Source organism: Marinomonas sp. HM11-D (genome assembly GCF_057626615.1).
The window spans coordinates 377241-395791 of record NZ_JBMMKT010000001.1; the positions used below are offsets into that span (position 1 = coordinate 377241).

General features: G+C 48.1%; 19 protein-coding genes. 15 read left to right on the forward strand and 4 right to left on the reverse strand.

Annotation, left to right across the window (positions count from 1 at the left end; translation table 11 throughout):
- Nucleotides 1-112: 112 nt before the first annotated feature.
- Nucleotides 113-1513, forward strand: a complete 1401-nt coding sequence (argH, locus tag ACOSVP_RS01840; protein ID WP_487345805.1) for an argininosuccinate lyase — start codon at nucleotides 113-115, stop codon at nucleotides 1511-1513.
- Between the two features lie 86 nt (nucleotides 1514-1599).
- Here the strand turns inward: argH and ACOSVP_RS01845 are convergent, their stop codons facing one another.
- Nucleotides 1600-2388, reverse strand: coding sequence for a hypothetical protein (locus tag ACOSVP_RS01845; protein ID WP_487345806.1), 789 nt, complete (start codon nucleotides 2386-2388; stop codon nucleotides 1600-1602).
- Between the two features lie 196 nt (nucleotides 2389-2584).
- On the opposite strand from ACOSVP_RS01845, the gene lptM reads away from it, so the two are divergent.
- The 6 genes from lptM to trxA all read left to right on the forward strand — a co-directional run bounded on the left by lptM (nucleotide 2585) and on the right by trxA (nucleotide 6631).
- On the forward strand, nucleotides 2585-2710 hold the full coding sequence (gene lptM, locus ACOSVP_RS01850; protein ID WP_487345807.1) for an LPS translocon maturation chaperone LptM: 126 nt from the start codon (nucleotides 2585-2587) through the stop codon (nucleotides 2708-2710).
- Nucleotides 2711-2720: 10 nt separating this feature from the next.
- On the forward strand, nucleotides 2721-3974 hold the full coding sequence (lysA, locus tag ACOSVP_RS01855) for a diaminopimelate decarboxylase (RefSeq protein WP_487345808.1): 1254 nt from the start codon (nucleotides 2721-2723) through the stop codon (nucleotides 3972-3974).
- 10 nt (nucleotides 3975-3984) lie between these two features.
- Complete coding sequence (dapF, locus tag ACOSVP_RS01860) at nucleotides 3985-4815, forward strand: diaminopimelate epimerase (RefSeq protein ID WP_487345809.1); 831 nt, start codon at nucleotides 3985-3987, stop codon at nucleotides 4813-4815.
- A 10-nt stretch (nucleotides 4816-4825) separates the two neighbouring features.
- On the forward strand, nucleotides 4826-5494 hold the full coding sequence (locus tag ACOSVP_RS01865) for a DUF484 family protein (RefSeq protein WP_487345810.1): 669 nt from the start codon (nucleotides 4826-4828) through the stop codon (nucleotides 5492-5494).
- Nucleotides 5491-6204 carry an HAD family hydrolase gene (locus tag ACOSVP_RS01870; protein WP_487345811.1) on the forward strand — a complete coding sequence of 238 codons (714 nt, stop codon included), beginning with the start codon at nucleotides 5491-5493 and terminating at the stop codon, nucleotides 6202-6204. The genes ACOSVP_RS01865 and ACOSVP_RS01870 overlap by 4 nt, the downstream gene beginning before the upstream one ends.
- Before the next feature lie 100 nt (nucleotides 6205-6304).
- Nucleotides 6305-6631 carry a thioredoxin TrxA gene (trxA, locus tag ACOSVP_RS01875; protein ID WP_487345812.1) on the forward strand — a complete coding sequence of 109 codons (327 nt, stop codon included), beginning with the start codon at nucleotides 6305-6307 and terminating at the stop codon, nucleotides 6629-6631.
- 65 nt (nucleotides 6632-6696) lie between these two features.
- Here the strand turns inward: trxA and ACOSVP_RS01880 are convergent, their stop codons facing one another.
- The gene (locus ACOSVP_RS01880) at nucleotides 6697-8019 is read right to left on the reverse strand and encodes a peptidoglycan DD-metalloendopeptidase family protein (RefSeq protein WP_487345813.1); all 1323 of its coding nucleotides are present in this window, start codon (nucleotides 8017-8019) and stop codon (nucleotides 6697-6699) included.
- 103 nt (nucleotides 8020-8122) lie between these two features.
- Between ACOSVP_RS01880 and tyrS the strand changes: the two genes are divergently transcribed.
- Together tyrS and tilS are read left to right on the forward strand one after the other, a co-directional pair.
- Entirely contained in the window at nucleotides 8123-9427 is a 1305-nt protein-coding gene (gene tyrS / locus ACOSVP_RS01885; RefSeq protein ID WP_487345814.1) for a tyrosine--tRNA ligase, read from the forward strand.
- Between the two features lie 79 nt (nucleotides 9428-9506).
- Nucleotides 9507-10754, forward strand: coding sequence for a tRNA lysidine(34) synthetase TilS (tilS, locus tag ACOSVP_RS01890; protein ID WP_487345815.1), 1248 nt, complete (start codon nucleotides 9507-9509; stop codon nucleotides 10752-10754).
- Nucleotides 10755-10806: 52 nt separating this feature from the next.
- Here tilS and ACOSVP_RS01895 read toward each other — a convergent pair whose 3' ends face one another.
- Both ACOSVP_RS01895 and ACOSVP_RS01900 read right to left on the reverse strand, forming a co-directional pair.
- Nucleotides 10807-12045 carry an outer membrane protein transport protein gene (locus tag ACOSVP_RS01895; protein WP_487345816.1) on the reverse strand — a complete coding sequence of 413 codons (1239 nt, stop codon included), beginning with the start codon at nucleotides 12043-12045 and terminating at the stop codon, nucleotides 10807-10809.
- Nucleotides 12046-12185: 140 nt separating this feature from the next.
- A complete protein-coding gene (locus tag ACOSVP_RS01900; protein WP_487345817.1) occupies nucleotides 12186-12869 on the reverse strand; it encodes a nucleoside/nucleotide kinase family protein in 684 nt (227 codons plus the stop codon).
- A gap of 70 nt (nucleotides 12870-12939) precedes the next feature.
- Between ACOSVP_RS01900 and ACOSVP_RS01905 the strand changes: the two genes are divergently transcribed.
- The 6 genes from ACOSVP_RS01905 (at nucleotide 12940) to ispD (ending at nucleotide 18544) form a co-directional block, all read left to right on the forward strand.
- Nucleotides 12940-13236 carry a DUF6482 family protein gene (locus tag ACOSVP_RS01905; protein ID WP_487345818.1) on the forward strand — a complete coding sequence of 99 codons (297 nt, stop codon included), beginning with the start codon at nucleotides 12940-12942 and terminating at the stop codon, nucleotides 13234-13236.
- An 85-nt stretch (nucleotides 13237-13321) separates the two neighbouring features.
- Entirely contained in the window at nucleotides 13322-14290 is a 969-nt protein-coding gene (locus ACOSVP_RS01910; RefSeq protein ID WP_487345819.1) for a PDR/VanB family oxidoreductase, read from the forward strand.
- A gap of 184 nt (nucleotides 14291-14474) precedes the next feature.
- Nucleotides 14475-16109, forward strand: coding sequence for a CTP synthase (gene pyrG / locus ACOSVP_RS01915; RefSeq protein ID WP_487345820.1), 1635 nt, complete (start codon nucleotides 14475-14477; stop codon nucleotides 16107-16109).
- Nucleotides 16110-16160: 51 nt separating this feature from the next.
- On the forward strand, nucleotides 16161-17456 hold the full coding sequence (eno, locus tag ACOSVP_RS01920) for a phosphopyruvate hydratase (RefSeq protein WP_487345821.1): 1296 nt from the start codon (nucleotides 16161-16163) through the stop codon (nucleotides 17454-17456).
- Between the two features lie 111 nt (nucleotides 17457-17567).
- Nucleotides 17568-17846 carry a septum formation initiator family protein gene (locus ACOSVP_RS01925; protein ID WP_487345822.1) on the forward strand — a complete coding sequence of 93 codons (279 nt, stop codon included), beginning with the start codon at nucleotides 17568-17570 and terminating at the stop codon, nucleotides 17844-17846.
- Nucleotides 17846-18544: a 2-C-methyl-D-erythritol 4-phosphate cytidylyltransferase gene (ispD, locus tag ACOSVP_RS01930; RefSeq protein WP_487345823.1), complete on the forward strand. Its 699-nt coding sequence runs from the start codon at nucleotides 17846-17848 to the stop codon at nucleotides 18542-18544. Before ACOSVP_RS01925 ends, ispD begins: the two co-directional genes overlap by 1 nt.
- Nucleotides 18545-18551: the final 7 nt, after the last annotated feature.

An 18551-nucleotide genomic window follows, 5' to 3' on the forward strand; every position in this document is an offset into this window, starting at 1 on the left:
TTCGCTATATCATACTCGCTTGCCCAGTAGGCGTCATCCCAGAGCCCTTTATAAAGGGCGCGTCATCAGGTAATCTTGCCGCAACATTGATCTCACACTGGGAAATGAAGAAATGACTGATACCAACAAAACCACTAACCAGCAATGGGGTGGCCGTTTTTCTGAGCCTGTTGATGCGTTTGTCGCACGTTTTACCGCATCGGTTGAATTTGACCAGCGCATGGCGAAACAGGACATTCAAGGTTCGATTGCACACGCAACTATGCTTGCGAAAGTGGGCGTATTGACTGACGAAGAACGTGACCAAATCATCCAAGGCCTAACGGAAATCGAGCAAGAGATCGCTCGTGGTGAGTTTGAATGGTCAGTTGAGCTAGAAGATGTGCACATGAACATCGAAGCTCGCCTAACACAAAAGATCGGTATCACAGGTAAAAAACTGCACACAGGCCGTTCACGTAACGACCAAGTAGCAACCGATATCCGTCTGTACATGCGTGACGAAATCGACTTCCTGCTAGAAGAAGTAACACGCCTACAACAAGGTATCTTGTCTCTAGCGGAACGTAACACTGACACCATCATGCCAGGTTTCACGCACCTTCAAACAGCTCAGCCAGTAACGTTTGGTCATCACCTAATGGCGTGGTACGAAATGGCTCAGCGTGATTACGAGCGTCTAGCTGACTGTCGTAAGCGTGTGAACATTTTGCCTCTTGGTGCCGCTGCGCTTGCGGGTACGACTTACCCAATCGATCGTCATATGACGGCTGACTTGCTAGGCTTCGAGCGTCCAACTTACAACTCTCTAGACTCGGTAAGTGATCGCGACTTCGCGATTGAATTCACCGCGGCAGCTTCTGTGACCATGATGCACTTGTCACGTTGGGCAGAAGAGCTAGTGATGTGGACCTCAGCACAGTTTAACTTCATCTTCTTACCAGATCGCTTCTGTACGGGCTCTTCAATCATGCCGCAGAAGAAAAACCCAGATGTGCCAGAGCTAGTGCGTGGTAAAACAGGTCGCGTTTACGGTCACCTAATGGGCCTGCTTACACTGATGAAGTCTCAGTGTTTGGCGTACAACAAAGACAACCAAGAAGACAAAGAGCCGCTGTTTGATACCGTTGACACGCTACGTGGTTCACTGCGTGCGTTTGCCGATATGATTCCGGCCATCGAAGCCCGTAAAGAGCATATGTACGAAGCAGCCCGTCGTGGTTTCAGTACCGCAACTGACTTGGCGGACTACTTGGTACGTAAAGGTGTGGCGTTCCGTGATGCTCACGAAATCGTTGGTAAAGCGGTAGGTTTTGGTGTCAAAGAAGGCCGTGATTTGGCTGAAATGACCCTAGAGGAGCTAAAAGGCTTTGGCGATATGATCGAACAAGACGTGTTTGAAGTGCTAACACTGGAAGGTTCGGTGGCTGCGCGTGATCACATCGGTGGTACGGCGCCTGCTCAAGTTAAATCAGCGATTGAACGTGCGAAAGCAGAGCTTGCTGCGCGTTAATTAATCCTGAGATTTGAATCTGAAAAGCCCGCTTAGTAAGCGGGCTTTTTTATTCCTACGTGGACAATTTATTCTTGGTAGGTCAATTATTCTCGGGGACCAAAATGTAAGTCTTGGAATAAATCACTCTGCAAAATATCTGTGGTGATGTTCAACTCAAAGCGAAAGGTCTGCTTTTGCCCTGAACAGCCAGACAGCACTACTTGCCATTCTTCCCGCGAGCCTGGTTTCGGTAATTTCCAACAAATACCTTTAATGTTCACATAGCGCGTGCCGTCCGCATCCTCTGTGATGGGGTATTCGGTTTGTTCAATAATGCCCTTAGCGTACTCGGCTTGTAGATTTTTGGCCTGAATAATAGCCTGACGAAATTGTGGTGAAAATGGGTCTTTACTGGGGTCGACTTTAGGGCTATCCGCATTGATTTGACCAATGTCGAGCAAGCTATTAGTTTTCCAATCATTCGCTGCCTCGGATGAATTTAGCATTTGGGCAATTTCATCAAGGGAAAAGTTCTGTGTCGGCACAGCATGATTTGCTCGCGTTTCACCTGTTGTCGGTGCGCTGGTTGTCGGTGCGGTTTGTTTTGGGGCTTCAGATGCCGGTTTAGGTTGTGCTGGCGCAGCGACGGCTGCTTGAGCTCGAGGCTCAGGCGAAGGGCGATTGCTTGGTTCGCTGGTGATTTTACTGGCCGGTTCGGGAGTAATGACGGGCTCTGGTTTTGTGGGAAGCAATGACACTTCAAAATTGGGTATTTGGGATGGTGCTGGATGGCTGAAAGACCAATCACGATCTTGAAACCATAGGAATACCCCAGCGTGAAGACAAAGCGCTGCGATCAAAGCAAATATCCATGGTTTGAGCAGGCGTTTCATTGTTTCGATTACAACCTTATGTGAGCAATAACAGCCGAGCAAAACTTCATGTTTCTAGGGCCTCACTATAACAAATCGAGAAATTTAAAATACCGTCAGAAAGTAAAGATTTTTGGTCAAAGTCGCTAGTGGGGGTGGGAATAAGATAGGGGATCAGTATACTGTCAACAAATTGTATTAATGGATGGTAGTCACTGTGTCTAAGCTTGTTTTGATGTTGCTAGCGACCCTTATGCTAGCGGGTTGTGGTAACAAAGGTCCACTTTACTTACCTGAGCAAGCTTTACCGACTGATACCGTGTCATCTTCCGCAGAACATTGAGGTAACCCCCTTGGATTTTTTTAACTACTCTGGCCACCAGCTGCATGCTGAAAGCGTTTCACTCACTGATATCGCTGAGCAATACGGTACGCCGACTTACGTTTACTCTCGTGCTACGTTTGAGCGTCACTATAAAGCTTATGCGGATGCGTTTGCATCCCATCCGACGTTGATTTGTTACGCGGTGAAGGCTTGTTCCAACATTGCCATCCTAAACGTATTGGCGCGCCTAGGTTCTGGTTTTGACATCGTATCGGTGGGCGAACTTGAGCGTGTATTGCGTGCTGGTGGTGATCCAAGCAAGGTCATGTTCTCAGGTGTTGCAAAACAAGAACACGAAATGCGCCGTGCGCTAGAAGTCGGTATTCACTGCTTCAACGTGGAGTCAGAATCTGAGCTACACCGTCTAAACAAAGTGGCGGGCGAAATGGGCAAAGTTGCGCCCGTTTCTCTGCGTGTTAATCCAGATGTAGACGCGAAAACCCACCCATACATTTCCACAGGTCTAAAAGACAACAAATTCGGTATCGACATTCAAGATGCGGTACGTATCTATGGCGTTGCGCACTCACTAGAGAACCTAAACGTGATGGGTGTTGACTGTCACATCGGTTCTCAGCTGACTGAATTGCAACCTTTCTTGGATACCTTTGACCGTCTAACGGCATTGATCGATAAACTGGCTGAACAAGGCATCGAAATCAAACACCTTGACCTAGGTGGTGGCTTGGGCGTGCGTTACCGTGATGAAGTTCCACCAGAGCCAAAAGACTACGCGGCGTTGATCCTTGAGAAAGTAAAAGGTCGTAACTTGTCGCTAGCGTTTGAGCCTGGCCGTTCAATTGCGGCGAACGCCGGCATTCTGATGACCAAAGTTGAGTTCCTAAAATGTACCGCCCATAAGAACTTCGCCATCATCGACGGTGCCATGAACGACATGATTCGTCCTTCTCTATATGGCGCTTGGATGGACATTGTTCAGGTAAACCTTGAGCCAACGCCAGAAGGCAAACGTGTTTACGATCTAGTGGGTCCTATCTGTGAAACGGGTGACTTCCTAGGTAAAGAGCGTGAGTTGGATATTCAGCCAGGTGATTTGTTGGCGGTTCGTTCTGCTGGTGCCTACGGCTTCACGATGGCATCGAACTACAACAGCCGTGGCCGTGCTGCCGAAATCATGGTCGACGGTGACAAAACTTACTTGATCCGTGAGCGTGAAGACATTGATCACCAATTGGCTGGTGAGCAGTTGTTGCCTGCTTAAGGAGATCACTATGCTGTTAAAATTTACTAAGATGCACGGTCTGGGCAACGACTTCGTTGTGGTTGACGCTGTGTCACGTAAAGTGTATTTCAACAAGGCGCAGATTGAGCGCCTTGGTGACCGTAACCGCGGCATCGGCTTTGATCAGTTGTTGGTGGTTGAGCCACCATCCAACCCAGATATGGACTTCCGCTACCGTATTTACAACTGCGATGGCTCGGAAGTTGAGCATTGTGGTAACGGTGCGCGCTGTTTCGCGAAATTCGTACTGGATCGTGAATTGACCCATAAACGCGTGATTGACGTAGAAACCAAGCGCGGTCAAATCCAACTGAGAGTCCAAGACGATGGTCAAGTCTGTGTTGATATGGGCGAGCCAAGCTTCGTGCCCGCGGATCTACCGTTTGTCGCGGAAGGTTTAGCGGATCTTTACCCAATTGATGTGGCCGGTGAAACCTTTGAACTGACGCCCGTCTCTGTGGGCAACCCACATGCGGTGATCCGTGTTGAAGAGCTAAGCGATGCCATCGTTGAACACGTGGGTCCGATTGTTGAAGATCACGAACGTTTCCCAAATAACGTCAACGTGGGCTTTATGCAGGTGCTGTCTGACAGTGAAGTAAATCTACGCGTTTACGAACGTGGTGTAGGTGAAACACAAGCCTGCGGCACAGGTGCCTGCGCTGCTGTGGTAGCGGGTATCAAGCAAGGCTGGCTAGCGGCGGATGTGCTGGTACATCTACCTGGCGGTGACTTGCGTATCTCTTGGCAAGGCCCAGGTCATTCGATTCAAATGACCGGCCCAGCAGAGAAAGTTTTTGAAGGTCAAATTTACCTATAAGTGAGGTCCCATGACGGAAGAGGAAGTAGTCCAGTACTTGCAAACAACGCCTGAGTTTTTTGAACGGAACCCAGCGTTACTGGAATCGATGACTGTTCCTCATCCGCTTCATGGTGGTGCCATTTCCTTATTGGAACGCCAAGTCTCGCTGTTGCGTAAATCGGTGGTGGATTATCGTGGTGAGTTTGAACGTCTTGTGGCGATTGCCCGAGAAAACGAAGCCATTATGAAAAAAAGCCGCCGTTTGCTTCTGAAATGCCTTAGTTGTGAGTCGTTAGACGATTTCGCTGGGGTGGTTGAAGAAGTGATGCGCGAAGACTTTGCGGTCAACTATATGTCGATGGTGTTGTTCACCGAACAAGAGCTCGATACCTCTATTCGTACGGCCAGCTGGGAAGCGGCTGAGCCAATCTTAAAAGAAATGCTGGCGCAGTCAGGCTGCTATTGTGGCGTGTTATCGGTCGCTGAATCGGAATTCTTATTCCAATCGCAAAGTGATTCCGTCATGTCTTCGGCGATCCTGCCATTGGTGTCTCGTGAAGGTGGGCAAGTGATTTATCACGGTGTGCTGGCGCTTGGCTCCAGTCGCTTAAATCACTTTGATAAAGAAAAAGGACTGTTGTTTTTAGACTTTTTATCCGACCTTCTGAGTGCGCTACTACTTAGGTTATTACCATGAAAACCCTTATTTCGTTCGATCTCGATAACACCCTATGGGATGTAGACCCGACGCTTACCCGTGCTGAACACGCTATGGAAAAGTGGTTTGAAGACAACTTTCCAGGCTTTGCTGAGCGTTTTTACACGCCGACCATGGATCCGATCAAATACGAGATCTACGAGCTTTACCCAGACATTAAGCACGATGTGACCAAGGTTCGTTTGGCGCAATACAAGTTGGCGCTACAGCGTTACGGCTTGCCTGCGGAAGAAGCAAAGCAGCGTGCCGAACAAGCCTTTAATGTGTTTTACGATTGGCGCCAGCGCATCGATTTGTACCCAGATGTGCATCCTACTTTGACTAAGTTGGCGCAGCGCTATGAACTGGCCGCTCTAACCAATGGCAATGCGGATGTATTCCACCCGTACATCTCCTTGGAACATTACTTTGGTACTGTCATTCGTGCCGACAAAGAAGGCATTGCTAAGCCTGATCCAGAGATTTTTCAGCGTTTAGCCGAGCGTACTAAGACGCCAATGGAGCGTATTATCCACGTCGGCGATCATCCGATTGATGATGTGCAAGGGGCCGTCAATGCTGGGGCTCGCGCGGTGTGGTTTAACCGCCATGGTGCTCGTCGTTGGCGTGCAGAATGGACGGTAACTCCAGACGCGGAAGTACACTCTTTACCAGAGTTGATTACCTTAATTGAGAACATGAACTTATAGCCATTTGCTATCGCTCTAGTTAAGTATTCTGATTTTGCAGTGACAAGATTAGTGATACACTAGCTGCATTAATTGATTAACCGAATTTAAGGAAATTGCGATGAGCGAAAATATTATCAACGTAACAGATGCTCAGTTTGAAGAAGAAGTTCTAAAATCTGACCTACCAGTTATCGTAGACTTTTGGGCGCCATGGTGTGGTCCTTGTAAAATGATCGCCCCAGTTCTTGAAGACGTAGCACAAGAATTCGCTGGCCGTGTAAAAGTTGTTAAAATCAACGTTGATGACAACACTGAAACTGCGCCGAAATACAATGTACGTGGTATCCCAACACTACTTGTAATCAAAGGTGGTGAAGTAGCGGCGACTAAAGTTGGTGCTGTTTCTAAGTCTCAGCTAGTAGAATTCGTTGCTGGCGCTCTATAATTTAGAGACCTAAGACACGAGAAAGGCCGCATTTGCGGCCTTTTTTGTTTTTGTGCTCTGTGCAGCTAGCGTTCCAAACGTGCTAAATAAGCAGAAAAGTCCTGCGAATGGGAGCCTTTTAGGCGTTTAGAGAGTTTTTGTGCGTAGGGTAAAAAAGCCACCAGCTCTTCTTTTGACATGGGGCTGTCGAAGGGAATGTCGACAGTTTCTGGATTTTGATACGCACCATTGATACGGAATTCGTAATGCAGGTGTGGTCCCGTGGCCCAGCCTGTTTGTCCCACATAGGCAATGGTGTCACCTTGCTTAACAGGGCGACCAGCGATCAGCTTGTCGGCAAAGCCATTCAAATGGGCGTATAGGGTGGTGTAGCCTTGGCCATGATCAATAATCACTGTGTTGCCATAGCCTTTCATTTCTCCCACAAACGAAACCTTGCCATCCCCCGAACTTTGCACGGGCGTGTTGATTGGTGCTGAGTAATCCACCCCTTGGTGTGGGCGCGTAGTTTTAAAAATCGGATGCAAGCGGTTTGGGTTGAACTGGGAGGACACGCGAGTGAAGTCTACCGGTGAGCGGATAAAGGCGCGACGCAGGGATAAGCCATCACGGGTAAAGTAGTCAGTGCGATCGCCCGCTTGGTAGCGCATGGCTTCAAAAACACGGCCATTATTAACGAACTGTGCGGCAATAATATTGCCAGTGCCTACTTTTTCACCATCAATCAATTTTTCTTCGTAGAGAAGAGCGAAGCGGTCACCTTTGCGAACATCTAGGGCAAAGTCGATGTCCCAACGAAAAATATCCGTTATCTGTGCCAGCAGCTTGTCGCTTAGTCCTACATTTAAACCATCAACGAATAAAGAGTTTTGAATCACCGCCTCTTTGTACGCCAACACAGTTTCCATTGGTGTGATTTCTAGTTGGTAGCTAAAGCCTTGGTCGGACTTACTAAACACATGGGACTGTTCACGTGTTTCGGATAGTGAAAGTCGTTGTAAATCGCCGGAGGGAGTCAGAATTTCCGTGGTCAGTTTTTGCCCTGGTTTGAGACTACGTAAGACTTGATGCTCATCCACTTCTAACAACTTGGCAATTTGACGGTTATTGACGCCCAAGCGGCTCAGAGTCCGAGACAGTGAGTCGCCGGCTTGCAGCACTGCGGTCGTGGATTGCAAGGTTTGTGGTTGATTGCGTTCCTGTAGATATTCAGATGTGGGCACATCGGCCTTGTCTGGAATAGGGCCTGCAGATTGGCGCACCTCGGCCGCTTCGTCTAAAACGGAAGTTTCTTGCGAAGTCGGTTGCCAGAACAAGAGTCCAGCCCCGATGGCCAATAATGTAAAAGAAGCCCCTAACAGGCTTTTTGAAAGCAGCGATTTGTCCAATATACAGGTCCAATTTTCAATAGAAAGCCGTGTAATCCTATCAACTAAGTGGCTATAATTGAACGCCAATTTATTTTCACTCAATTAGGATTTGGATCGTAAAATGACACAACAAAACATCGACCTATTAGCTGACTTACAAGCTCGTGGGCTTATCGCTCAAATGACAGCAGAAGAGGAGCTTCGCGCTCACTTGTCATCCGGTCGTCGTACTTTGTATTGTGGCTTCGATCCAACCGCGGACAGTTTACACCTAGGTCACCTAGTACCGCTATTGGTTCTTAAGCGTTGCCAAGATGCAGGTCATAATCCGATCGCGCTAGTGGGTGGCGCTACCGGTATGATCGGCGACCCAAGCTTCAAAGCGGCAGAGCGCTCTTTGAATACAGCGGATGTGGTTGCTGGCTGGGCGGATAAAATCAAAGGCCAAGTAAGCCAGTTTGTTGCATTTGAAGGTGTTGATAACCCAGCGCGCGTGGTGAATAACCTAGATTGGACTGGCAACATGAATGTGATCGAATTCCTACGTGAAATCGGTAAGCACTTCTCTGTCAATGCCATGATCAACAAAGAGTCAGTACAGCAGCGTCTAAACCGCGAAGGTGCTGGTATCTCTTTCACGGAATTCTCTTACGCCTTGCTACAAGGTATGGACTTCGCTGAGCTGAACCGTCAATACGACTGTACGCTTCAGGTAGGTGGTAGTGACCAATGGGGTAACATCGTTGGTGGTATCGATCTTTCTCGTCGTCAAAACCAAGCACAAGTTTTCGGTCTAACGGTTCCACTAGTGACAAAATCCGATGGTACTAAGTTTGGTAAGACGGAATCTGGTGCAGTTTGGTTGGATCCTAAGAAGACGAGTCAGTACTCGTTCTACCAATTCTGGTTGGGTACTGCAGACGCAGACGTTTACAAGTTCTTGAAGTTCTTCACTTTCTTGTCTGTTGAAGAAATTGAAGCGATTGAAAAAGCAGACCAAGAAAACGGTGGCAAGCCACAAGCACAGGCTATCCTTGCTCGTGAAGCGACGCGCCTAGTGCACGGTGAAGAAGGTCTAGCGGCAGCAGAGCGTATTACCCAAGCTCTGTTCAGCGGTGAAACCGACCAGCTAAGCGAACAGGATCTAGAGCAAATCCAACTAGACGGCCTACCAAGCAGCTCTCTAGCAGGTATCGATCTTGCTGAAACACCACTAACGACACTACTAGCGGACGCAGGTCTTGCCGCAAGCGGTAAGCAAGTCAAAGATGCGCTACAGCGTAACTCTGTGTTTGTAAACGGTGTCGCAAAAGGCATGGATGATAACATGGCCGCAGCAGACATTTTCAAAGCGGAGAACGGCTACTACGGTAAATACTTCCTAGTGAAACTAGGTAAGAAAAAACACCATCTGTTTGCTCTGTAAGCCATCCGGTTTATGCTTCTAAAGGCGCTTCGGCGCCTTTTCTGTTTTCTACGATGGCGAATGTTTCAGAGAAATCCGCATGATGATCATTGATTGGCAACGTTTAGAAGGCTTGCTTGGTGAGCAGGGCAAGGTGTGGCTGGCACTCAGTGGCGGCATGGATTCGATGGTATTACTGCATTTGCTTACCCATCAGGCGCCAACCTCTGTTCGTCAGCGATTGGCAGCATTGCATATTCATCATGGCTTAAGTACTTATGCTGATGAGTGGTTACAGCACTGCCAAGTCACTTGCCAAGTCTATGATGTGCCGTTTTATGGTAAACGGGTACAGATCGAACAGGCGGGTTCGATTGAGGATCAGGCACGACAAAAACGCTATCAAGTGTTTGAAGCCTACCTCCAAGCAGGAGATGTGCTTGTTCAAGGTCATCATGCCAATGATCAGGCCGAGACGCTGCTATTTCGCTTAGAGCGCGGTTGTGGCTGGCGTGGGGTGCAGGGGATTCCCGAAACTCGCTCATTGGGCTCTGCAACTATTTTCCGGCCATTACTGAAAACTTCGAGGGCTGAAATAGAAGCTTATGCGCAGCAGCATTCATTAAGCTGGGTAGAGGATGAGTCCAACCAAGATGTGCGCTTTCGACGTAATTTCTTACGTCATCAAGTATTAGCTCCTTGGCAGGAAAATAGCCCTAATATTGCTAAGCAAATGGCCCAAAGCGCTGAGCGTATCCAAACGGAAAGTCGCGTATTAGAGCGGCTGGTAGAAGATGCCCTGTCAACCTATCTCAATCCAGACGGTGCTCTACTGTTGTCTTTATTGCCTGAGACAGAACGAGGCTTCTGGTTGTCGGCTTTTTTGAATCTGCAAGGGATTTCCCTGACTCAGGCGCAGCAATTGGCCCTAGTTGAAATGTTCTTTAGTACGCAAGACAAGCAGCCAGAATACCGCGGCCGAGAGTATCGCTTAGTACGTTTTAAAGAGGCGATGTATGTGCTACCGAAAGAGCAAATCGTGGTCGAGCAAGACCTTTGTGCTGGTGAGTGGCTAGAACGAGGCTTTGATCGTGTTTACTGTGATCAAGACGTTCAGTTAAGGCCTCGCCCTGAAGGTGTTCAATTGTGCCTGCCGAATGGTAAACATCGTTCACTAAAAAAATGGCTGCAAGATCAGCAAATTCCCAGTTGGTGGCGTGAGCAACTGCCTTATATTTTTGCTAAGGGAGAGTTGGTAGCAATTGGTAATCTTTGGCGACATCCTGATTGGTCTGGGCAAGTTCAATGGCAGCGTAACGCTTGCTTGGTTTGGCCGATGAATTTCTGACTTAAATAAAAATGCCCAGCGTTGAGCTGGGCATTTTGCTATAAGCAAGTGTTTAGAAAGTGCGACTGTATTGAAGGCCGAATAACAAAGCGTCGGCGTGGGTGGTGCCGGCAATACTGGAGGCGCTGTTGCTTTCGGATACCGAAACGTCTTTGCCCATTAAATAAGTGGCGCCAAAGTCGATATTGCTCATGCCATCAAACTTGTAGCTGAAGCCAGCGGATAGCCATTGACGGTCTGAGTCTGGAACCGAGATCGAACGTCTATCTGCTTGAGCGCTGGTGTCGTACATATAGCCAGCACGCAACTCCCAGTTATCATTCATATAATAGGTGCCACCAATTGAGTAGTGCCATGCATCTTGCCAGTTATAAGTGTTAATCAAGCCGGCGTTATCGGCGCTTAAGGTTTTAAACTCCGACCAGCGAATAAACTGCACGCTGTAGTGAATCGCGTACTCTGGTGCTAAGCGATGGTAACCGGAGAATTCGGCAATATCCGGCAGAGGCATGATGACTGTGTCGGCCTGCTTAGTTGGCGTGGCCCCAAAGCGATACACCTCACCGTCAGCATCAATGTCTGGACTAAAATGATAGTCCAAGCCAAAACGGTTGTTATCGTCTACCTCAAACAGTAAACCAAGGTTGTAACCAAAGCCCCAACCGTCAGCCTTAATCTCAAGTAAATTATCGACACCGTAAACGCCTGAAATCACAGGATTTGCGGGACGAGTAAAGGTGCCTTCGCCATAAACCGCATCGATACCTGCGCCTAAGGTTAACTGCTCTGTCATCTTGTAGGAGCCGACAATACCAAGGTTGGCGCTGGCCACATCGGTTTTGCCACCGTACTCATAGCCGGCGTAATTATCACCAAAGTTGGTTTTGGTGCCGAAGTTGGAGTAGGCGTTTACCCCCCAAGCGAATCTGTCATTGACCGGGTGAACATAGTAAAAATTCGGCACTACAGACGTATCACCAATATCATTGGAATTAGCTGTCGCGCTGCTAGCGGTCAAATTGTTGGTGTAGCTGGCGTCTTTGACCTTGATATCGGTGGTGATGGTTTCAACACCAATCGACAGCGCAGGTTTATCGAATAGGGACATAGCGGCGGGGTTACGAGCGATCACGGAAGCGTTATCGCCTATGGCTGCGTCACCGGAATAGGCTCGGCCCAGACCTGTAGCAGATTGGGCGTTAAGCTGGAAGCCTGCTGCCTGAAGCTGCATAGCAGATAGAGCGATGGTCGTGGCAATGAGGGTTCTCTTATACGGTAAAAACGCGGTCATAAGCTTGTCTTCCTTTTTGTTATAATTGGGACGGTGATAAACGTTGGCGCGTTACGCCAGAGCATAAAAGTCTTTAGACGATAGTCCGATCCCCAACGAGATTCCATGTAAAATTGTGGCGATATTGCTGTCAAAATCGATCATCTCACGCTAATGATATGATCGGCGAAGCGTTTGCTTTGGTCCGCGATTTGAGCGTTTAACGCATCATTCTGCTCAATGCGTTGCCACGCTTGTGTTTCACTCATGCCCCATGCTTGCTGATGACGCTGGGCCAATTGCCGCAGAGCCTCCTTGATATCTAGGTCAAGGAACCAACTTTCATCTAGCCACGTTTGTGCGTTTTCAAAGCCATGCTCTTTGTGTAGCACATACAGGCCCTCTACGATCAGCACCTTGGTGGTAGTGGGGATTTCAATGTCGTCTTCAATCGGGTCGCCATGGGCATGATCAAAGCTTGGCCAAGACAACACCTGTTCAGGGTATTGTTTAAATTTAGCCAGATGCTCACAGAAATTTTGACTGTCAAAGGTCCAAGGAGCGCCGCGGCGATCTAGTGCAGCCTGAGGATCGGCAAAGCGATTTAGCTGGGCTTTACTATAATGAAAGCCATCCATACTCACGCTGGCAACCTGTGCTGGATATTGCTGATTAAGACGATTGGCAATGTAATCCGCTAAAGTGGATTTTCCGGAGCCAGGTAATCCAGCAATGCCGATGATTAGGCGCGTAGTGTGTTGGCTGACAAGTTGCTCAACCTTTTGTAACACCGCTTGGTATTTCAAAGATTGATCGAGCTGCTTAAAAAGTTCTGCTTGGGTCATCTTTAAAGGTTTTCATCCGACTGAGTTATGGTGGCGTATAACACAGGGTTAACGATAGGAGAGTAGCGAAATGACAGTGTCCGAGCTAGCAAAAATATCGACGATTGAGAAAGTCTGTATTCATTCTCTTGAGTCAAACTTGTACCAACTTTCGATCATTGCCAACGGTGAAGAGCATTATATTACCGACCAAAAAGGGCGTTTCTTAACCAGTCATAACAAGCTCGATTTGCAGCATATGTTTGATCATAAGCATGTCGATGAAATGGTCTTGTGTCATCAAAGTGCTTATGACGAAATGGTGGGTCAGCCAGTGGGGGGAAGTAATGTGTTGGAAGTGCCCTTAGGTGATCCGTTTAAACATTAGTCGATAGCTCTATCTGGTAAGTATCTTCTGTATTGCGAGTCTATTATATTAGGCGTAACGACACAGAGCAGTGAAGGGATATCGAGTGAAGGCAGTGATGTTGGATTTGGTGGTGAAGCACATTACCCAAGAAACCGATAATGTGATTCGACTTGAATTGGTGAAGGCCGACGGCGGTGCTTTACCGATTTATCAGGCAGGGGCGCACATTGAACTGCAATTACCGAGTGGTAAATTGCGTCAGTATTCTTTGTGCCGCCTGCCAACTTCTGGCAAAGAGTATGAGATTGCGGTGTTGCGGGATGCAAAATCCCGTGGTGGTTCAGCAGAACTGCATCGTTTAAAAGTCGGCGACAAGTTGCAGGCCAAACTGCCGCAGAATCATTTTCTACTAAAAAATCCACGAGCTTCGGCTTTACTGATGGCGGCAGGCATTGGTGTCACGCCGTTGATCCCCATGGCGCAGATGTTGGCCAAAAGTGGCGCTGACTTTCAGTTACATTATTCTGCGAAAAATGCCCGACAAGCGGCTTTCTATAACATGCTGACGCAAGCTCCTTTTGCCGATAGGGTTAAGTTTCATTTTACTCAACTAGAAGGCAAACGAGCCGATATTCGCGCCTTGCTCAAGTCTCTGCCTGATAAGCGTGATATCTATGTGTGTGGGCCAAATGATTACATTCACGAAGTGATTGATTGCGCCCTTGAATTGGGTTGGCCCGAAGTCAAACTGCATCGCGAGTTCTTTAACGGTATGCGTTCGCCGGAAATGGATAATGCGCCGCGGGAGGCGTTTCAAGTCAAGGTCGCCAGCACGGGTGAGGTGTTTGATGTCGAGGCTGGGCTGAGTATCACGCAAGCTCTAGAAATCAATGGCATTGATATTCCGATCTCTTGTGAAGAAGGCTGGTGTGGTACCTGTATGACACGGGTGCTCGAAGGTGTGCCGGATCACAGAGATACATTCCTCTCCAATGACGAGCGCCGTGCGAACAATTTGATCATGCCTTGCTGTTCTCGATCACGCAGTGATTGCTTGGTGTTAGATATCTAGATCAAGGTGTTAACTGAGTATTTGTGTGCTGTTGCTAGAAAACGCTTAGAAAAGACGCAAATCTTGTGCCCTTTTACGTTGAGTGAAAGGGGGTCTGATGCTATTATTTGCTCCCGTCCTAAGGTGCTTTTTTAAGTGCCTTTTCTCATTTCGATCATACACATTTAAGGCGGGCTTAACACACATGGCGACACGATATATTTTCGTCACAGGCGGCGTGGTTTCATCACTTGGTAAAGGATTGGCATCAGCTTCATTAGCGGCGATCCTAGAATCCCGTGGTCTGAAAGTCACCATGCTTAAACTGGATCCATACATCAACGTTGACCCAGGCACAATGAGCCCATTCCAGCACGGTGAGGTTTTCGTAACCGAAGACGGTGCTGAGACAGACCTAGACTTAGGTCACTACGAGCGTTTCATCGATACTAAGATGACTAAGCTTAACAACTTCACATCTGGCCGCGTATACCAGCACGTTCTACAAAAAGAACGTCGTGGTGACTACCTAGGTGGTACGGTTCAGGTGATCCCGCACATCACTGACGAAATCAAACGCCGTGTTCTTAAAGGTGCTGAAGGTGCCGACGTTGCTCTAGTTGAAATCGGTGGTACGGTAGGTGATATCGAATCACAACCATTCTTAGAAGCAGTACGTCAGCTAAAAGTTGAACTAGGATCACACCGTGCCTTGTTCATGCACCTAACGCTAGTGCCTTACATCCGTACGGCAGGCGAAACCAAAACGAAACCAACACAACACTCTGTGAAAGAGCTTCGTTCAATCGGTATTCAGCCTGACATCCTAGTATGTCGTTCTGAAGTGTCTATCGAAGCGCCTGAGCGTAAAAAAATCGCCCTATTCACGAACGTGGACGAGCGCGCAGTCATTTCTCTGCCAGATGCAGACACTATCTACCGTATTCCTCAAATGTTAGCCGACCAAGGTCTGGATAGCCTGATCGTGCAGCGCTTCAACCTAGACTGCAACATGGCTGACTTGGAAATCTGGAACAAGGTTGCGCAAGCGAAACTGAACCCAGAGAAACAAGTTAACATCGCCATGGTGGGTAAATACATGGAGCTGTTGGATGCCTACAAGTCGTTGATCGAAGCGATGGATCATGCCGGCATTCATGCTCGCACCAAAGTCAAATTACACTACATCGACTCTGAAAAAATCGAAGAAGAAGGCACTGACGTGCTAGAAGGTATGGATGCGATCCTAGTACCTGGCGGCTTCGGCGAGCGTGGTGTGGAAGGTAAGATCCGTACGGCGCAATACGCCCGTGAAAACAAAATCCCTTACTTGGGTATCTGTCTAGGTATGCAAGTAGCGGTAATCGAATTTGCTCGTAACGTAGCAAATCTAACTGGTGCGCACAGCACTGAGTTTAACTTAAAAACAGAGAACCCTGTGGTTGGCCTTATTACTGAATGGGTTAACTCTGAAGGTTCCAAAGAGATTCGGTCAGAGGAATCCGATCTAGGTGGTACGATGCGCCTAGGCGCGCAAAACTGTAACTTGGTACCAGGTACAAAAGCTCACGCTGCGTACGGCCAAGATGTCATCAGTGAGCGTCACCGTCATCGTTACGAAGTAAACAACTACTATGTGCCAGCACTAAAACAAGCCGGTCTAACTATTTCAGGTTTGTCTGCTGATAACTCGCTAGTAGAAATGGTGGAAATTGCTGACCATCCTTGGTTTGTAGCGTGTCAGTTCCACCCAGAATTTACTTCGACGCCTCGATATGGTCACGGCCTGTTTAGCGCCTTCGTTCACGCGGCGCTGAAATATGCAGGAAAAGAAAAATAGATTTAACAAACAGATGTTTGTGAATTATTCATCTACGAAAAGGGGTTTGTTATGAGTCAAATCGTTGATATCAAAGCCAGAGAAGTTCTGGATTCACGTGGTAACCCAACTGTGGAAGCTGACGTAATCCTTGCGGATGGCTCGTTTGGTTCAGCGTGTGCACCTTCTGGTGCCTCTACCGGTTCTCGTGAAGCTTTAGAACTGCGTGATGGCGATAAGAGCCGTTACCTAGGCAAAGGTGTATTGAAAGCAGTTGCAGCGGTAAACGGTCCAATCCGTGAAGCGCTACTAGGCAAAGATGCAACAGCGCAAGCTGAGCTTGATCAGATCATGATCGATCTTGATGGCACAGAGAACAAATCTCAATTTGGTGCGAACGCGATCCTAGCGGTTTCTTTGGCAGCAGCAAAAGCCGCTGCGGTATCTAAGAAAGTGCCTCTGTACGCACACATTGCTGACATCAATGGCACACCTGGCGTTTACTCTATGCCAGTTCCAATGATGAACATCATCAACGGTGGTGAGCACGCGGATAACAACGTTGATATCCAAGAGTTCATGATTCAGCCAGTTGGTGCGCCGAACTTCCGTGAAGCGCTACGTTACGGTGCCGAAATCTTCCACGCACTTAAGAAAGTACTAAGTGCACGTGGTTTGAACACAGCAGTAGGTGATGAGGGTGGTTTCGCGCCTAACCTAGCGTCTAACGCTGAAGCACTAGCAGTAATCAAAGAAGCGGTTGCAGCAGCAGGCTACGAGCTAGGTACAGACATTACCCTAGCGATGGACTGTGCATCGTCTGAGTTCTACGAAGACGGCAAGTACAACATGAAAGGCGAAGGCAAAGTGTTCACATCAGAAGAATTCTCTGATTACCTTGCTGAGCTTTGTGAAGAGTACCCAATCGTTTCGATCGAAGACGGTCAAGACGAGTCTGACTGGGCGGGCTTTGCGTACCAAACTAAGATCCTTGGCGACAAGATCCAACTTGTGGGTGACGACCTATTCGTAACCAACACTAAGATCCTGAAGCGTGGTATCGACGAAGGTATTGCTAACTCTATCCTGATCAAATTCAACCAAATCGGTTCCCTAACGGAAACCCTTGAAGCGATCAAGATGGCGAAAGCTGCAGGTTACACTGCGGTGATCTCTCACCGTTCTGGTGAAACAGAAGATGCGACTATTGCTGATCTAGCAGTGGGTACGGCAGCGGGCCAAATCAAAACGGGTTCTCTATGTCGTTCTGACCGTGTGTCTAAGTACAACCAATTGCTACGTATTGAAGAACAATTGGGCGGCAAAGCACCCTACAAAGGTCGTTCTGAGATCAAAGGCCAAGCATAATTTTCGGTCTCTTTATCAAAGGGAGAACATTCGTTCTCCCTTTTCTATTTTTTTTTCTCCCATTTCGCGAAATAATGGACATTCATTTGTCCAGAGTCTGAATCTTCCAACATGATGTTGCGTATTTTCCTAGCGGTCTTCGTCAGCGTGTCCGGCTATTTCTTTTTCCAGGTTTACTGGGGGGAGCAAGGCGTGAAACGCGAAGAAGAGCTTGCCAAACAGATCGAATATCAAGAGCAAATCAACAAGCGCTTAAAGGTGCGCAATGACGCGCTGCGAGCACAAATCAGCGATCTGCGCCGTGGTGAAGATGCCATTGAAGAGCATGTTCGGACCGAACTCCAATACATTAAAGACGGCGAAGTCTTTTATCGAATAGTAGAAAAGTAATGACACAGTTTTGGGTGATTATTCCAGCCGCTGGCGTGGGTAAACGCATGGCCAGCGCACAGCCTAAGCAATATCTTATGCTGAATGGCAAAACCATTCTTGATACCACCATTGAGAAGTTTCTTGAACACCCACAAATTGCGGGGATTGCCGTGGGCGTGAGCCCAGAAGACGAATACTGGCAACACTCAGAGTGGGCCGGTAATCCACAAGTAGTACGTTTTGATGGCGGTGATGAGCGCTCGGAAACTGTGCTGAACGGTCTACAGGTTTTGATGGCGATTGGTGTGGCGGACGAAGATTCGGTGTTGGTGCACGATGCAGCGCGACCGCTCGTGACCGAAGCGGCACTAACTCGCATTATGGCGCACACTGGTGAGCAAGGTGCCTTGCTGGCGATTCCTTGTAAAGACACGCTCAAGTTGGCGGAAGAACAACGTTCTACAGCGACCGTGGATCGCAGTGTCATTTGGCAAGCCCAAACACCACAAAAATTCCCCTTGATGGCGCTTTATCAAGGTATTGCGAGTGCGCTGGAAGAAGGTATTGCCATTACCGATGAAAGCTCGGCGATGGAGTTGATCGGTTGGCAACCGGATCTGATTGAAGGCGAGTCCAGTAACTTAAAGATTACCGTGCCAGAAGATTTAGTGATCGCCCAAGCGCTATTAAGCATTCATCAAGCACAGAATAAATAGGAGAACA

Coding starts and splice junctions, on each gene's coding strand:
- tyrS (WP_487345814.1), top strand. CDS start 8,123: ATGACACAACAAAACATCGACCTATTAGCTGACTTACAAGCTCGTGGG.
- argH (WP_487345805.1), top strand. CDS start 113: ATGACTGATACCAACAAAACCACTAACCAGCAATGGGGTGGCCGTTTT.
- ACOSVP_RS01905 (WP_487345818.1), top strand. CDS start 12,940: ATGACAGTGTCCGAGCTAGCAAAAATATCGACGATTGAGAAAGTCTGT.
- ACOSVP_RS01900 (WP_487345817.1), bottom strand. CDS start 12,869: ATGACCCAAGCAGAACTTTTTAAGCAGCTCGATCAATCTTTGAAATAC.
- pyrG (WP_487345820.1), top strand. CDS start 14,475: ATGGCGACACGATATATTTTCGTCACAGGCGGCGTGGTTTCATCACTT.
- ACOSVP_RS01870 (WP_487345811.1), top strand. CDS start 5,491: ATGAAAACCCTTATTTCGTTCGATCTCGATAACACCCTATGGGATGTA.
- trxA (WP_487345812.1), top strand. CDS start 6,305: ATGAGCGAAAATATTATCAACGTAACAGATGCTCAGTTTGAAGAAGAA.
- eno (WP_487345821.1), top strand. CDS start 16,161: ATGAGTCAAATCGTTGATATCAAAGCCAGAGAAGTTCTGGATTCACGT.
- ispD (WP_487345823.1), top strand. CDS start 17,846: ATGACACAGTTTTGGGTGATTATTCCAGCCGCTGGCGTGGGTAAACGC.
- ACOSVP_RS01845 (WP_487345806.1), bottom strand. CDS start 2,388: ATGAAACGCCTGCTCAAACCATGGATATTTGCTTTGATCGCAGCGCTT.
- ACOSVP_RS01895 (WP_487345816.1), bottom strand. CDS start 12,045: ATGACCGCGTTTTTACCGTATAAGAGAACCCTCATTGCCACGACCATC.
- ACOSVP_RS01865 (WP_487345810.1), top strand. CDS start 4,826: ATGACGGAAGAGGAAGTAGTCCAGTACTTGCAAACAACGCCTGAGTTT.
- tilS (WP_487345815.1), top strand. CDS start 9,507: ATGATGATCATTGATTGGCAACGTTTAGAAGGCTTGCTTGGTGAGCAG.
- ACOSVP_RS01925 (WP_487345822.1), top strand. CDS start 17,568: ATGATGTTGCGTATTTTCCTAGCGGTCTTCGTCAGCGTGTCCGGCTAT.
- dapF (WP_487345809.1), top strand. CDS start 3,985: ATGCTGTTAAAATTTACTAAGATGCACGGTCTGGGCAACGACTTCGTT.